This is a genomic window from Alistipes sp. (assembly GCF_048465635.1).
GTDB lineage: Bacteria > Bacteroidota > Bacteroidia > Bacteroidales > Rikenellaceae > Alistipes.
This window is the reverse complement of sequence record NZ_DBFWLF010000009.1, coordinates 178410-193613: the sequence shown is the minus strand read 5'-3', so window position 1 is coordinate 193613 and position 15204 is coordinate 178410. Positions and strand designations below refer to the sequence as shown.

General features: G+C 61.7%; 11 protein-coding genes. 3 read left to right on the top strand and 8 right to left on the bottom strand.

What is annotated here, in order from left to right; translation table 11 throughout:
* The first annotated feature begins 134 nt into the window (after window positions 1-134).
* Window positions 135-371, top strand: coding sequence for a hypothetical protein (locus tag ACMO9O_RS04295; RefSeq protein ID WP_418982385.1), 237 nt, complete (start codon window positions 135-137; stop codon window positions 369-371).
* A complete protein-coding gene (locus tag ACMO9O_RS04290) occupies window positions 356-958 on the top strand; it encodes a hypothetical protein (RefSeq protein WP_418982384.1) in 603 nt (200 codons plus the stop codon). The genes ACMO9O_RS04295 and ACMO9O_RS04290 overlap by 16 nt, the downstream gene beginning before the upstream one ends.
* A gap of 861 nt (window positions 959-1819) precedes the next feature.
* Here the strand turns inward: ACMO9O_RS04290 and ACMO9O_RS04285 are convergent.
* From ACMO9O_RS04285 to pheS, 3 genes are read right to left on the bottom strand one after another with little or no spacing between them, the layout of a single operon-like run.
* Window positions 1820-2941 carry a murein hydrolase activator EnvC family protein gene (locus ACMO9O_RS04285; protein WP_418982383.1) on the bottom strand — a complete coding sequence of 374 codons (1122 nt, stop codon included), beginning with the start codon at window positions 2939-2941 and terminating at the stop codon, window positions 1820-1822.
* Between the two features lie 50 nt (window positions 2942-2991).
* Window positions 2992-4812 carry a tetratricopeptide repeat protein gene (locus tag ACMO9O_RS04280; protein WP_418982381.1) on the bottom strand — a complete coding sequence of 607 codons (1821 nt, stop codon included), beginning with the start codon at window positions 4810-4812 and terminating at the stop codon, window positions 2992-2994.
* Between the two features lie 8 nt (window positions 4813-4820).
* On the bottom strand, window positions 4821-5843 hold the full coding sequence (pheS, locus tag ACMO9O_RS04275) for a phenylalanine--tRNA ligase subunit alpha (protein WP_418982380.1): 1023 nt from the start codon (window positions 5841-5843) through the stop codon (window positions 4821-4823).
* Window positions 5844-6041: 198 nt separating this feature from the next.
* Here pheS and ACMO9O_RS04270 point away from each other — a divergent pair, with 198 nt between their 5' ends.
* A complete protein-coding gene (locus ACMO9O_RS04270; RefSeq protein ID WP_418982379.1) occupies window positions 6042-8360 on the top strand; it encodes a patatin-like phospholipase family protein in 2319 nt (772 codons plus the stop codon).
* A gap of 91 nt (window positions 8361-8451) precedes the next feature.
* Here ACMO9O_RS04270 and ACMO9O_RS04265 read toward each other — a convergent pair whose 3' ends face one another.
* From ACMO9O_RS04265 to ACMO9O_RS04245, 5 genes are all read right to left on the bottom strand, one after another.
* Window positions 8452-10443, bottom strand: coding sequence for a M13 family metallopeptidase (locus ACMO9O_RS04265; RefSeq protein ID WP_418982452.1), 1992 nt, complete (start codon window positions 10441-10443; stop codon window positions 8452-8454).
* A gap of 103 nt (window positions 10444-10546) precedes the next feature.
* A complete protein-coding gene (locus ACMO9O_RS04260) occupies window positions 10547-11809 on the bottom strand; it encodes a phosphoglycerate kinase (RefSeq protein WP_418982378.1) in 1263 nt (420 codons plus the stop codon).
* 126 nt (window positions 11810-11935) lie between these two features.
* A complete protein-coding gene (locus ACMO9O_RS04255) occupies window positions 11936-12400 on the bottom strand; it encodes a hypothetical protein (RefSeq protein WP_418982376.1) in 465 nt (154 codons plus the stop codon).
* 4 nt (window positions 12401-12404) lie between these two features.
* Complete coding sequence (locus tag ACMO9O_RS04250; RefSeq protein WP_418982375.1) at window positions 12405-13727, bottom strand: ABC transporter permease; 1323 nt, start codon at window positions 13725-13727, stop codon at window positions 12405-12407.
* 539 nt (window positions 13728-14266) lie between these two features.
* Window positions 14267-15187: an ABC transporter ATP-binding protein gene (locus tag ACMO9O_RS04245; protein ID WP_418982374.1), complete on the bottom strand. Its 921-nt coding sequence runs from the start codon at window positions 15185-15187 to the stop codon at window positions 14267-14269.
* Window positions 15188-15204 lie beyond the last annotated feature (17 nt).

The following is a 15204-nucleotide window of genomic DNA, read 5'->3' as shown; positions in this document are numbered from 1 at the left end:
TCTTTTCGTATTCTGAAAAGACATTGTGAATTACTATCCTATTGACTGTCATTTGGTTGTAAAATCTCGGAATGGTAGTTTTGACGATGAAATGTGCATCTTGTCCGTGGATAAATCCCTTAAAATAGTTGCTTATGAAAAGATGCTACGCATTTCTGCTGCTCGCGGCATGTGCCGGAGCCTTCTTTACGGGTTGCAGCGACGACGATCCGTCCGACGTAGATCCGACAACTCCTCCCGAAGTGATTGAACCTGTACAACTGCCTGCTCCCGAAGTGCTGGTTTCCGAGGTGGGGACTACCTCGTTCCGCGCTACGTGGAACGCTGTTCCAAAGGCTGCGGCCTATGCGTACGAGTGCTTGCCAATGTGAACGGCACGCCTGCACGGGTGCAGGAAAAAAGCGCTTACGTCGCTACGGAAGTGCTTTTCGAGGGGCTGACGGCAGCAACCGAGTATGAAGTCCGGGTACGGGCCTTGGCCCCTGCCGGAGACGATTTCGTTGATTCGGAGTTCGGCTCGGCAAAGGCCTCAACGCAGGCCCCCGTACCTACCGCCCCGTGGGTGGAGATCGGCCTGGAGTGCGTCTTGCTCAACGACAAACTGGCCGTGAAGGTGACCAACACTCCCAATGCCCTTTGTATGCACTATTATCTCTCCACGGCCAATGTAAACGTAATCGGCGATAAGTTGGATACGGAGGAACAGGTGATCGAGTATCTGTTGCTCGATTATGAGGACGGTGTGCCGGGCATCTACCGGGATAAGCAAGTGCTTACGTGCAACAACAACGGTTCGGGGCTTAATGCGGGTCAAAAACTCTTCTATTACGTGGTGGGTGAGGATGCTGCCGCTAAGACGGGAGCACTCAACTGGGTCTGGTTCCAGGTTCCCGACAAGGCGGGCGACGAGGTGAAAGTGCTCGACAAGCCGGAAAAACGGGAAGGGTCGGAAGCATAAGCAGGCTGCCTTTCAGGAGAAGCATGGTTGGCTGGGCGTTGCGTAGCGGGCGGCAGGCGGCGGGGGAGTGCTTTTTCGGGCCTCCGGGTGGGGAGATTCGGGGAGCGAGCGGTACATTTGATTAAGAAAGGGCCGCAAAACGCGGCGTGCTATATCTAAATCTTGGACGCAGCCTGCGGAAGGGTGCGATCGGGCAGGGTTGTTTTACGACGCGTTTACTTCTATCTCCGGCGCAGCCTGTGGAGGGCCCGCTTTAGCTAGCTTCTGACTGGCGCGGTCCGGTTCATATCCTTTCGGGCTGCAGCCTGCGGAGGATACGCGAATGCGGGCCTCCGCTGGGGGAGGCTGCGGCCCGCCGGCTCTTCGAGCCGGACAACCTGCCCTTACTTTAGAAGAAAGGTGAAAGAACCGTGTACGCAGAAACCGGCGGGCGGTCCGCCTCCTGCTCGCTGAACGGACACGAAGCCAAAGCATATCGCACGCCCGTTTCCGGGCGCTCGTCGTCAGCCGGCCGCAATTTCCGCCGTTTCCAAAGTGCGCGAGTTGGTGGGGCGCGTTTTCGGCCGTAGCCTGCGAGGCACGCGATTAGCGGGCCTTCGCCGGGGGAGGCTGCGGCCCGCCGACCTAAAGGTTGAAACAGGACGAAGCGAATATTGCCAGCATGGCTAAAGCCGCAAACCCGCTTAGCCGGACGGCGAGAGAAGAATAGAAAAAACCCGGAAAGCGACCTTCGCTTTCCGGGTTTCTCGATGCTTCATTGACGGAAACAATCGCCCAACTGTGGTTGTCCGACATCGCCTGCCTCCCCTATTTTCGGAAACAACCGCCCGGGTTGTCCTCGTCCGGCCCGCAGGCCCTCCCCTATTTGCGGAAACAATCCTCGGCGCGCATCTTCATCTTCGCGTCGGGCGGATAGATGCCGAAGACCAGTTTGTACTCGGTCTCCATCGTCAGGATGTTGGTCGCCGAGCCGATGGTTCCCAGCTGTGCGTTTCTGGCCACTTTCTGGCCCTTCTCGACGCAGATCGACCCCAGGTTGGCATAGGAGGTTATGTAATCGCCGTGAGCCACGAAAACGTCGTATTTTCCGGTGATGCGGTTGCGTTTGATCTCCACGACCTTGCCGTCGTAGACCGACTGCACGTGCGCGCCGCGCGGTCCGGTGATCTCGGCCATGTTCTCCTTGAAGCGTTTGACCCGCCCGGCGGTCACGGGCAGCCGCAGCCCGGTGGTCTTCTGCGAGAACGAGACGCCCTCGGTGTTGCCGCGCGTGAGTTTGCGCAGTTCGCTGATCGCCACGTCCAACTGCTGCTCCTGTTCGAGTTTGCGCTGGAGGGCCGTCTTCTCCTTCTGGGAGAGCTGACGCACGGAGGCACGGGCGCTGCGGGCGTCGCGGCGGAGCTTCTCGCGCTGCGCTTCGAGCTTGCGCGAAACCGAATCGAGCGACCGCTTGCGGTTTTCGAGCAGTTCGCGTTCGGCCTTCACCTGCTCGGAGAGCGAGGCGATGTCGCGCATCTTGCGTTCGCGCAGGGCCGCCACCTCGCGCAGGTTGGCGATCTTGCGCGCCACGTCCTCGAAGTCGCGCGAAGAGAAGAGGTAGGTCAGGTAGTTGTTGTGCCTGTAATTGCGGTAGGCTTCGCGGACCATGTTGGCATAATGCTCGCGGTTGCGCGCCAGCGTCGTCGAGAGATCGCCCGCCACGCTGTCCGTACGGGCGATTTCGTCGCGCAGCAGGCGGGCCTGCTTCTCGGTCTCCTCCAGCAGCTGGTTGCGGCTGTCGATCTGCCGGGCCAGCCGCTTCACGCGCTCCTCGGTCGCGGCGCGCCCCGAACGGAGTTTCGAAAGCTGCTCCTCCTCGGCGGCGATCTTCTTTTCGAGGGCCGCGATGACCTGTTTCTGCGTCTCGATGCGGCGGTCGTTCTGTGCCGCGGTGAAGAGCGCGAGGCAGAGCAGGATCGGAATCAGCAGGCGTCGGGGTTTCATCGGAAAGGCGGGTTTAACGGGAAGCGTGATTTTAACGGGTCGGGGGCCGGTCAGCGGGAGTGCGGCCGGTCGGGTGCTTTCGCACCGCCAGGTTGTTCGTCGGAGCGGTTCCCGCCGGATGCTTTCTCCCCGTCCGGCTTGCTGGTGATCCGGCGGGCGATCTCATCCGCATCGTAGCCGTGTTCGAGGGCTTTGCGCCAGTAGGTCTCGGCCAGGAAGCGTTCGCCCAGCGCCTCGAGGATGTCGCCGTAGTGGACCATCAGCTCGGGACTGTTCTGCCGGTCGAGGGCGATCGCCTGCCGGAGGACCTTTCGCGCCTCCTCGAAGCGTCCCAGGCGGAAGAGCACCCAGCCGTAGGTGTCGAGGTAGGTGGGGTTGTTGTCGGTAAGCTCCACCACGCGCGCCGCCATGTCGAGCGCCTTTTCGAGCTGCGCCCCGTCGAGGGCCAGGAAATAGGCATAGTTGTTGAGCACCAGCGTATTGTCCGGGTTGTAGCGCAGGCTGCGCTCGTAGGCGTTGTAGCACGCCTTCATGCCGCGGGCATAGTTGCGGCTGCCCGGCGGAGCAGTTGCTTCGAGCTGCTGGTGGCAGGCGTCGCCGATTAGCCCCCAGATCGCCCCGCGCAGCGAGTCGGTGTCGGCGTAGCGGAGCGATTCGCGGTAGGCTCGTACGGCGTCGGCATGCTGCTCGGTGCGGGTCAGCACGTTTCCCTTGGCGATGTGGAAGTAGACCTTGTCGGGGAAGAGCTTCAGCGCCCGGTCGACGTAAAGGGCCACCGAGTCGGGACGCTGAAGGTAGCTTTCGATGTCGATCACCCAGCTGAAATAGTCCGCCTCGGGAGGAACGTCCGCCGTGTGCAGTTTATAGAGTGCAAGGGCCTGTTCCAGCTCGCCCGAGGCGATCAGGTGGCCGGCATAAAGCTCCACGACGCGTTTGTCGTGCGGGTAGCGGATGGCCAGCGTCGAAGCCAGGTCGTTGAGCTGGGGGTAAAATTCGCGGTAGAAGCGCGTATCGCCGGTAAATTGTTCGAAGCGGCGCACTTTCGCCTCCAGCGGCAGGTCTTCGGCGAGGAAGAGCCGTTTGGTGACGTTGAGCAGCGCACGGTAGTCGCGCCGTTTGCTGTGGAAATCGGCCAGCGAGAGGAGCGTCGAGACGTCCGCCGAGTCGATCGCCAGGGCCGCATCGTATTCGGCCAGCGCCGAAGAGTCGCGGCCCGCAACGCCGTAGAGTTCGGCCAGCACGACGCGCCGTTCCCGGTCGTAGGGGGCGGACTCGACCAGCGCGGCGGCCTCCTCGATGGCCTTGTCGGTCTGGTGCGTGGCGACCAGAAGCCGCCGTTTCATGACGCTCAGCGGCGGGATGCGGCCGAAGCGCAGCTCCGCCGAATCGAGCATCGCCAGCGCCATGTAGGGGTTGTTGTGCTGCTCGTAGAGGGCGGCCAGGATGCGGAAATTGTCCGGATTCTGCGCATCTTCCACGCTCAGCCGCCGGTAGACCCCCAGCGCCTGGTCGTAGCGCTCGGCCAGCAGCAGCGCCTGTCCGTAGAAGCGGTGATACCACAGGTTGGCCGTATCGAGCCGCCACGCGCGCCGGGCCAGCTCCACGGCCTCGTCGGGGGTGGAGAACATGCCGTTGGAGGCCAGCGCGTAGTAGGCCGGGGCGAACGAGGAATCGAGGCGGATCGCTTCGGTGAAGAGGCGGCGCGCCTCGAGCGAATCGTCGTCGATGGCATTGCGTTTGATGCCCTCGGTGTAGAGCCAGACGCTGCGCAGCGAATCGGGAACATCCCACGCGGGTTGCGTGCCCTTTCCGGCGACGAAAGCCGTCGAAAAGAGCAGGCAGAGGAGTGTTATCGCTGTCAGCCGTTTCATCGGTGCGGTCAGAGCGCGGTGTCGAACTGGTGGAGGAACCGGACGTCGTTCTCGAAGTAGAGCCTCAGGTCCTTCACCCCGTACTTGAGCATGGCGATGCGCTCAATACCCATGCCGAAGGCGAAGCCCGAGTACTTCTCGGGGTCGATGTTGTTGGCCCGCAAAACGTTGGGGTCGACCATGCCGCACCCCATGATTTCGAGCCACCCCGTGCCCTTGCAGACCGGACACCCCTTGCCGCCGCAGAGGTTGCACGAGACGTCGACCTCGGCCGAAGGCTCGGTGAAGGGGAAGTAGGAGGGGCGCATGCGGATGGAGGCCTGCTCGCCGAAGATCTCCTTGGCGAAGTAGAGCAGCGACTGCTTCATGTCGGCGAACGAAACCCCCTCGTCGATGTAGAGGCCCTCGATCTGGTGGAAGATGCAGTGCGCGCGGTAGGAGATCGCCTCGTTGCGGAAGACGCGGCCGGGGCAGATGACCCGGATGGGCGGCTTCTGACGCTCCATTGTGCGGACCTGGATCGAGGAGGTGTGCGTGCGCAGCAGGATGTCGGGGTCCTTCTCGATGAAGAACGTGTCCTGCATGTCGCGCGCCGGGTGCTCGGGCGGGAAGTTGAGCGCCGAGAAGACGTGCCAGTCGTCCTCGATTTCGGGACCGTCGGCCACGGTGTACCCCAGCCGGGCGAAGACCTCGACGATCTGGTTCTTCACCAGCGAGATCGGGTGGCGCGAACCCAGCTGTTCGGCCGAACCCGGACGGGTCATGTCCTCGATGCCGGGTCCGTTGGCGGTGGCGTCCTGCATCTGGTCGCGCAGGGCGTTCACACGCTCGGTGGCCGCCTGCTTGAGGCTGTTGAGCTGCTGACCCAGTTCGCGTTTGAGCTCGGGAGCCACCGTCTTGAACTCCTCCATCAGGGCGTTCAGCTCCCCCTTCTTGCCGAGGATGCGGATGCGGAACTCCTCGATTTCGGCCGCGGCCTTGGGCTTGAACTCTTCGACACGTCGGAGAAGTTCATTGATTTTGTCGGTCATATTTTGAATGTTTATCCTTTTTCCCTACTTTTGACAGGTATGTTGTAACGTGCAAAGTTACGAAAAAAGTGTTTAATTCGACGGTTGCAGGCGACAAATTTGCCGCCCGCCGCGCGGAACGGTTTTCCGCGGACGGAATCGGGGATGCGGAAAACGATCCGGCCCGGATCGACGGGTCGGTTCTAACGGAAGGGAATTATGTTGCGTAAAAGTTTTGCGATACTCTGTGCGTGCAGTCTGGCAGCGGCCGCATCGGCGGCCGTCGAGCCGGGCGGCGTGGGGGTGGTGATGAGCGGCGGCGGGGCCAAGGGGCTCTACCACATCGGCGTACTGGAGGCGCTCGAAGAGAACGGCGTGCCGATCGACTACGTGGCCGGAACGTCGATGGGTTCGATCATCGCGGCCATGTACGCCGCGGGCTACTCCCCCGCCGAGATGCGCGGCATCGTGGAGTCGGGGGTGGTCAAGGACTGGGTCTCGGGCCGCATCGACCCCAATGTCTACATGTCCTACTACCGCCAGGTGGGGCACAACCCCTCTTTCGTCAACGTCCGCCTGAACTTCGGCAAGGGCAGCGGCAAGCGGTTCGAGGTCCCCACGAACCTGATCTCCTCCACGCAGATCGACATGGCCCTCACGGAGCTTTTCGCCCCGGCCACGGCGGCTTCGGGCGGCGACTTCGACCGCCTGATGGTTCCCTTCCTCTGCGTGGCGAGCGACATGAACGCCCGCGAACCGGTGGTCATCCGCAGCGGCGAGCTGAGCGAGGCGGTCCGCTCGTCGATGTCCATTCCGCTGGTGTTCAAGCCCGTCAAGCGCGATTCGATGCTGCTCTACGACGGCGGCATCTACGACAACTTCCCCTGGAAGCCGCTCGATGAGCAGTTCCGCCCCTCGCTGATCGTCGGCTCGATCTGCACGGCGGGCAACAAGCCCCCCTCGGAGCAGAGCAGCATCTTCGAACAGGCCTTCATGCTGGCCATGCAACAGACCGACTACTCGCTGCCCGAGGATCGCAGCGTGCGCATCGCGCGGGCGGTGGATGTCAACATGCTCGACTTCGAAAATGCTGCGGCCATCATGGACGCGGGCTATCAGGATGCGATCGCCGCCATGCCGGAACTGCTCGAAAAGATCACGGAGCGCCGCACGCCGGAGGAGTATGCCGCGCGCCGCGAGGCGTTCCGCGAGAAGTCGCCCCCGCTCGTCTTCGACGACTACAAGCTCGAGGGGCTGTCGCCCGCGCAGCGCGAGTATATCCGCGACTTCGTACAGGTCGACCGCCGCACACCGGGCCGGCAGCGGCCGATGGGCTTCTCCGAGCTGCGCGACAACCTCTTCAGCGTGCTTGCGGGCGGCGATTTCTCGATGGATTTCCCCCACGTCACCTACCGGCCCGAGCGGGAACGCTACTCGTTCGAGGCGCGCTTCCGTACCAAGCCCAACTTCAAGATCTCGGTGGGCGGCATCGTCTCGTCGACAGCTTTCAACACCGCCTACGTCGGGGTGAACTACCAGTCGATCGGCCGCGTGGCCCAGCAGCTGGGGGCCGACCTCTTCCTGGGACCCCTCTACACCTGGGGCGCCATCGGCGGCCGCACGGACTTCTACGCGTGGAAGCCCCTGTTTCTGGACTACTCGTTCAACTTCAACGTCCGCAACCTCAACCACGGCTATTTCGGCAATGTGACTAAGGTGAATAACGCCCTGCAGGTCAAGGACAGCGAGGTGTTCTTCTCGCTGGGGCTGGGCATGCCCCTCACCCACCGCAGCCTCTTCCTGCTGCGGGCCAATGCCGGCCACTCCAACTACCACTACGACTCGACCGTCGTGCAGGCCGACGACCAGGACCACACCCGCTTCGCGTTCTTCGGGCTGATGGCCTCCCTGGAGCGCAATACGCTCGATAAGTTCGTCTATCCGCGCAAAGGCTCCGACCTGAAGCTCTCGGCCATCTTTATCACCGGGCAGGAGAAGTTCGAGCCCTTCGAAGCCGACCGCTTCCTCTCGAAGACCCCGCAGCACTGGTTCGGCGGACGTTTCACGTGGGACAAGTATTTCGACATTCCGCAGAGCCGCTGGTTCTCGTTCGGCTTCAACGTCGATGCCGTCCTGACGAACCATCCGCACTTTTCGCGCGACGGGGCGACGCTGCTGTCGCTGCCCGTCTATGCGCCCATCCCCCACGCCAAGATGATCTACATGCCCGAGTACCGCGCCTCGCGCTTCGTCGGGGGCGGCGTGATGCCGACGCTCGATCTGATGTCCAACTTCTTCTTCCGTCTCGGGTTCTACGCCATGTACCGTGAGAAGCGCGACCACGACCCGCTGCTGGCGGACTTCGAAGCGGAGGACCGCCGCATGCACTACATCGCCGATGCGTCGCTGGTCTATCACACGCCCATCGGTCCGGTGAGCCTGGGGCTGACCAAGTACGATCTGCACGACTGGAAGAACATGTACCTCGTTTTCAGCTTCGGCTACCCTATGTTCGCACCGAAGGGACAGTTTTATTGACCGGCCGGGCGGTTCCGGCTTCCGGTTGGGGATGACCCGACAAAAAGGGCTGCCCGTTGCGGGGCAGCCCTCTCGTTTCGCCGGAGCGCAGTTACCAGATGATTACGCGCTCCTGCTCGGGCAGGAACATGGCCCCGTCCGTAATGTCGAACGCGTCGTAGAACGACTGGAGGTTGCGCAGCGTGGCGTTCACGCGCCACTTGCCCAGCGAGTGGACGTCGAGTTTGGTCAGGCGTGCCGCCTCCTCGTCACGGATGTTCTGTGCCCAGAGCGTGGCATAACCCAGGTAGAAGCGCTGGTCGGCGTCGAAGCCGTCGATCGGTTCGGGCCGGTTCTCGCCCAGCGCGTTGTGCAGCGCGGTGTACGATACGCGCAGACCGCCCTGGTCGGCGATATTCTCGCCCAGACAGAGTGCGCCGTTGGCGTGGATGGCCGGCTGGCCGTCCTTGGCGGGCAGCACCTCGATGGCGTCGAACTGCTTGACCAGCACGTCCGTCTTGGCCTTGAACGCCTCGGCGTCGGCCTCGGTCCACCAGTTGTTCATGTTGCCGTCCTTGTCGAAGTTGCGGCCCTGGTCGTCGAAACCGTGGGTCATCTCGTGGCCGATCACCACGCCGATGGCGCCGTAGTTCACCGCGTCGTCGGCTTCGGGGTTATAGAACGGCGGCTGGAGAATGGCGGCCGGGAAGCAGATTTCGTTGGTCGTGGGGTTGTAGTAGGCGTTCACTGTCTGGGGCGACATGTGCCACTTGGCCCTGTCCACGGGCTTGTTCAGTTCGGCGATGTTGTCGGCCGTGTACCACGCATTGGCGTTGACCACGTTCTGCCAGTAGCTCTTCGAGGGATCGATCTCCAGCGAGGAGTAGTCCTTCCACTTGTCGGGATAGCCGATCTTCACCGTAAAGGCGGCCAGTTTCTCCTGCGCCTTGGCTTTCGTGGCGTCGGACATCCAGTCCAGCGCGGCGATGTGCTCGCCGAGGGCCGTCTGAAGGTTCTTCACGATGCCGAGCATGCGGGCCTTGTCCTTCTCGGGGAAGTATTTGGCCACGTACATCTCGCCCACGGCCTCCGACAGCACGTTGTTGGGGATCGACATGGCGCGCTTCCAGCGGGGTTTCATCTCCTGCTGGCCCGAGAGCGTGCGGCCGAAGAAGTCGAACTGCGCGTTGAGGAAGTCGTCGCTCAGGAACGAGGTCGCCTCGCTGATGTACTGGGCGGCCAGGTAGTAGCGCAGCTCCTCGAGCGGGGCGCTCTTGAGCAGCTCGTTGGCGTTGGCGATCGCCGACGGGGTCGTGATGATGATCCGGTCGAAGTCGCCGATGCCCATCGTCTTGTAGTAGGTCGGCCAGTCGATGGCGTCGTACGCCTTCTCGAAGTCGGCGCGGGCGGTCGGGTTGTACTGCGCGGCGATGTTGCGCAGCTCGACGTTCGACCAGTTCTTCTCGGCCAGCCGGGTCTCGATGTTCATCACCGCGTCGACGGCCTGGCCGATTTCGGCCTCCGAAATGCCCGTCAGGCGGAAAATCTTACCCAGATACTCCTTGTAGGCCGTGCGGATGGATTCGTTCTCCGGATCGAGGTAGTAGTCGCGGTTGCCCATCATCAGGCCCGGCTGCGAGATGTAGAGCGCATTGACGTCGCTGTTCATCAGGTCCGCCTCCACGCCCACGGCGAAGAACGGATTGCCGATGGCCGTGTGGAGCGAGGCGATGGCGGGCGTCAGCTGCGCGCGGTCGGTGATGGCGAGAATACTCTGTACGGTCTCGGCGATGGGCTGCGCACCCTCGGCGTTGAGCCGCACGGAGTCCAGCCCCATCTTGTAGAGATCCGAGATCTTCTGTTCGACCGAACCGGCCTCGGCCTGCTGCTTGGTCATGCCGGCGAACAGTTCGTTGATGCGCTTTTCGTTGTTGTCGCGCAGCACGTCGAACGAACCGTAACGCGAATATTCGGGCTTGAGGGGGTTGCGCTGCTGCCAGCCGCCGGTGGCGTACTGGTAGAAGTCGGCGTTGGGAGCAACGCTCGGATCGAGGTTCGCCAGGTCGATGGCCGGCGTTTTGGAGGTGTTCTGACAACCTGCCATAAATGCGATCGTTGTGAGAAGAAGCAGTTTCTTCATGGAGAATTATTAATTTTTAATTCTTAATTTTTAATTTGAGAAAAGCCGCCGTTCGGGCGGCTTTTCTCTACTCGCGGATGGCCGCTACTCCCGGAAGGTCGCCGAACTCGATGTACTCGAGCAGCGCGCCGCCGCCCGTCGAGATGTAGGAGACCTTGTCTGCCAGCCCGAACTTGTTGATGCAGGCCACCGAGTCGCCGCCGCCGATGAGCGAGTAGGCGCCCTGCTGGGTGGCGTCGGCGATGGCTTCGGCCACGGCGCGCGAGCCGGTTGCGAACTTGTCGATCTCGAACACGCCCACCGGACCGTTCCAGAGGATGGTCTTGCAGCCGAGGATGTGGTCGCGGAAGGCTTTCTTGCCCTGGTCGGCAATGTCGACACCCTCCCAGCCGTCGGGAATGTCGTTGGCCGGAGCCACGTCGGTATGGGCATCGGCCGAGAAAGCGTCGGCGATCAGTGCGTCGGGGGACATGACCAGTTCGACGCCCTTCTGCTTGGCCAGCTCGAGAATCTCCAGCGCCACGGGGAACATGTCCGGCTCGCAGATCGAATTGCCGACCTTGCCGCCCTGCGCCGCGGCGAACGTGTAGGTCATGCCGCCGCCGATGACGATCGAATCGACCTTCTCGATCAGGGCCTTGATGACGCCGATCTTCGACGACACCTTCGAGCCGCCGATGATGGCGCAGAAGGGGTGCTGCGGGGCCTGCATCAGCGTGGAGATGGCCTTTACCTCCTTCTCCATCAGGTAGCCGAACATCTTGTCGTTGGGGAAGTGCTTGGCGATCAGGTAGGTCGAGGCGTGCTTGCGGTGTGCCGTGCCGAACGCGTCGTTGATATAGCAGTCGGCCAGCGAGGCGAGTTTTTGGACGAACTCCTTCTGCGAACCCTCCTTCAGGGCCTTCTTGGCAGCCTCCTTCTCCTCCTTGGTGGCATCCTCCTTCAAACCGCGGGGCTTGCCCTCCTCCTCGGCGTAGAAGCGGAGGTTTTCGAGCAGCATCACCTCGCCGGGTTTGAGGTTCCTGGCCATTTCGGCGGCCTTGTCGCCCATGCAGTCGCCGGCGAATAGCACCTTCACGCCGAGGTCCTTCTCGACGGTCGGTACGATCTGCTCGAGCGAATATTTGGGATCGGGGTTCTTCTTGGGACGTCCCATGTGCGACATGAGAATCACCGAACCGCCCTCGCTGAGCACCTTCTTGATGGTCGGTACGGCGGCGCGGATGCGGGTGTCGTCCGTCACTTCGCCCTTTTCGTTCAGCGGTACGTTGAAGTCCACGCGGATGATTGCGCGCTTGCCTTTGAAATCGTAGTTGTCGATCGAAATCATAGCTTTGATTTTTAGTTATTTTGTTGAGTCTGTTTTTCCCTGCGCAAATTTATGAAAATATTTAGCAAATCTGTTATTCCGCTAACGGAAAAAACAGACTTGCAAACGAAACAGGACTTTCCGCGGTCAGCCGTTGAGATAATTCGTCAGCATTTCGTAATCGCACGGACGAACCAGTACTACCAGCTTTACCGCCTCACCGGCATCCGGAGCCTGGATTTCGAGCTCTGCGAAGCGCTTTTCGAGAAGTCTCACGGAAGCGTCTTTCCTTGATGTGACGAACAGGTGTGCTGACCCGGTATCGCCGACCTGATCGGGGTGGACGAGGACGAGGTGGTCGCGCGTGCATGCCAGCCAGATCCAGAAGACCCTATTTGCCGTGAAATCCGCCGTGCGGCTGGCATTAAGCTTCAGTTTGCACTCGACCTGCTGTCCGGTAACGGTTTCGATCTCGCGGATGATGCCCGGCTCGGCCTTGTTCCATTTGCGCGTGTTTGTGCGCGCTTTGCGAATTGCCAGGACGACCCATACCAGTGCCGCGGTGATCGATACGGCGAGCAGGATGATCTTTAAGGCCGCAAGAATCAGCATCCGATCAATATTTATATCTGATCCACTTGAACATCTCCTTGAGCGTCGGTTTCTTGCCGTACATGAAGATGCCCACGCGGTAGATCTTGGCCGCGAACCACACCATCCCGACGAACGAGGCGTAGAGCAGCGCGAGCGAAAGGCCGATCTCCCAGAGGGGAATGTCGTAGGGGATGCGCGCCATCATCACCACGGGCGAGGTGAAGGGGATCATCGAGAACCAGAATGCCATCGACGAGTTGGGGTCCTTGATAACGGCCAGCATCATCAGCAGCGCGAGGATGATCGGCAGCGTGATGGGCATCTGCAGCTGCGAGGCGTCCTGAATGTTGTCCACGGCCGAACCCACGGCGGCGAACATCGCCGAATAGAGCAGGTAGCCGCCCAGCACGAACAGCAGAAGCGAACCGAAAATTTTGAGCACGTAACCCAGGTCGGTCATGGCGGCTATGGCTTGCAGCATCTCGGGATTCATGTCCGCTGCGGAGACCGCGTCGGGCATCCCCTGCTGCATGGCCTGCGCGCTCGCCATCACGTCGGCGGGCATCAGGTGCGGCATTACGAGCGCTCCCACGCCGCAAATCAGCACGCCCCAGAGAAGCACCTGCACCACGGCCACCGAGGCTACGCCCAGAATCTTGCCGAGCATCAGGTCGAACGGCCGCACCGAGGAGACCATCACCTCCAGCACGCGGTTGTTCTTCTCCTCGATCACCGACTGCATGACCATCGAGCCGTAGATCAGGAGGAACATGTAGAGAATGAAACCCAGGATATAACCCAGCACCGTGGCGACCACCGACGACTGCGCCTGCGTATCTTCCTCCTGCGACTTGTCGTTGCGGAAGGTCTGCATGTTGACCGAGGTCTTCACCTCGTCCATGATCTGCTGGAGGTTCTCGATGTTGTAGCTCTTGAGCTTCTCGGCTTCGAGGATGCGTTCGATCTGTCCCGTGATGTTGCTCTCGACGGAGAGCGACGACGAGGAGTTGGCGTAGAGGCGGACGTTGTTCGGATTGGTCAGGATGTCGCTTCCGATGTAGAGGACGGCGAACTTGTCGGTCAGCGCCTTGCGGGCCTCCTCGGTCGGAAGTTCGGTTCGCTCGAAGGCCAGCTCTTCGTCGCTTTCGAGGTGCGGAGCCACCAGACCGCTCTCGTCGATGACGGCGATCGCCTTCTGCTCGCCGCGCGAATACTCCATGATGAGCGCCGGGGCGACCATCAGCCCGATCATCAGCAGGGGCATCAGCAGCGTGGTGATGATGAAAGACTTCTTGCGCACGCGCTCGTTGAACTCGCGCTGGATGATGATGGATACGTTTGACATAGTTTGAATGTTGTTAGTCTTGGTTCTGTTTATGAGCTGCCGATCGGCGTTGCTCGCCGCCTACGGCGTCGTTTACAAGTCTGACCCCACCCCCGTCCCCTCCCTCGGGAGGGGCGAAGAGCCTCAGGCAGGAGGCCTGTTTCTTATTTCTTTTCAGCTCCGGGCCGCCAAGGTTTCTGTTGAGTGCTGTCGGCCTGCGTTACTCGCCGCCTACGGCGTCGTTTACAAGTCTGCCCCCACCCCCGCCCCCTCCCGAGGGAGGGGCGAAGAGCATTAGGTATGAATGTCATCCTCTACGATTTTGCGGCTTCTCTAAGCCGCGCGGGCCGCAGCCTCCGGGCGCGGAGGCCCGCTTGTCGCGTGCACTCCGCAGGCTGCTGCCCTCAAACCGAATAATGAGCGCTGCGTTCCACTTTATATTCGCGTCCCTGTGCAGGCTGCTGCCGCACGGGCGACGGTCGATTTCACCCGAGACGATCCCGGTTCGGTTCTTCTCCTTGCGGGACGGATGAGGCGGAGCCGCGGTTTCCGCTCCTCCCTCAAAGCGAGCCGTTCACGGCCCGGATGAAGATGTCGTTCATCGAGGGGATCACCTCGCGGAACGAGCGCAGTTCGACGGCCTCGTTCACAGCGGCGATCACGGCGCGCACCTCTTCGTCGCGTTCGACGTGGAGCCGCAGCGAGCGGTAGACCGACTCGGGTTCCGCGACCTCGAACACCTCGCAACGCCCCGCGACCGCACGGCGCAGCGCCTCCTCCTCGCCGCGGTAGTCCACTTCGAAGATGTTCGAACCGTGGCGCCGGCGGATTTCGTCGACGTTGCCCGAGAGGATGTTGTGCGACTTGTTGATCAGGGTGATGTGGTCGCAGATCTCCTCCACCGAGGACATGTTGTGCGTCGAGAAGATGATCGTCGCCCCCTGGTCGCGCAGGGAGAGAATCTCGTCCTTCAGCAGGTTGGCATTGATCGGGTCGAAGCCCGAGAACGGCTCGTCGAAGATCAGCAGTTCGGGCCGGTGCAGCACCGTGACGATGAACTGCACCTTCTGGGCCATGCCCTTCGAAAGCTCCTCGACCTTCTTGTCCCACCAGTCCTGAATGCCGAACTTTACGAACCACTGCTTGAGCCGGGCGATGGCTTCGCGGCGCGAGAGCCCCTTGAGCCGGGCGAAGAAGACCGCCTGCTCGCCGACCTTCATCTTCTTGTAAAGGCCGCGCTCCTCGGGCAGGTAGCCGATGCGGTAAATATCCTCGGGCGCGATCGCGCGCTCCCCCAGCAGAACGCGGCCCGTGTCGGGCGCGGTGATGCGGTTGATGATGCGGATGAGCGTGGTTTTGCCCGCGCCGTTGGGTCCGAGCAGCCCGTAGACCGAGCCTTTGGGGATGGCGAGCGATACGTCGTCGAGGGCCGTATGGCCGGCGTAGCGCTTGGTAACGTGTTCGACAGTTAGTAAATCCATGTTCGCACTCGATTTGG

Coding starts and splice junctions, on each gene's coding strand:
- ACMO9O_RS04270 (WP_418982379.1), top strand. CDS start 6,042: ATGTTGCGTAAAAGTTTTGCGATACTCTGTGCGTGCAGTCTGGCAGCG.
- ACMO9O_RS04280 (WP_418982381.1), bottom strand. CDS start 4,812: ATGAAACGGCTGACAGCGATAACACTCCTCTGCCTGCTCTTTTCGACG.
- ACMO9O_RS04255 (WP_418982376.1), bottom strand. CDS start 12,400: ATGCTGATTCTTGCGGCCTTAAAGATCATCCTGCTCGCCGTATCGATC.
- ACMO9O_RS04245 (WP_418982374.1), bottom strand. CDS start 15,187: ATGGATTTACTAACTGTCGAACACGTTACCAAGCGCTACGCCGGCCAT.
- pheS (WP_418982380.1), bottom strand. CDS start 5,843: ATGACCGACAAAATCAATGAACTTCTCCGACGTGTCGAAGAGTTCAAG.
- ACMO9O_RS04285 (WP_418982383.1), bottom strand. CDS start 2,941: ATGAAACCCCGACGCCTGCTGATTCCGATCCTGCTCTGCCTCGCGCTC.
- ACMO9O_RS04250 (WP_418982375.1), bottom strand. CDS start 13,727: ATGTCAAACGTATCCATCATCATCCAGCGCGAGTTCAACGAGCGCGTG.
- ACMO9O_RS04295 (WP_418982385.1), top strand. CDS start 135: ATGAAAAGATGCTACGCATTTCTGCTGCTCGCGGCATGTGCCGGAGCC.
- ACMO9O_RS04260 (WP_418982378.1), bottom strand. CDS start 11,809: ATGATTTCGATCGACAACTACGATTTCAAAGGCAAGCGCGCAATCATC.
- ACMO9O_RS04265 (WP_418982452.1), bottom strand. CDS start 10,443: ATGGCAGGTTGTCAGAACACCTCCAAAACGCCGGCCATCGACCTGGCG.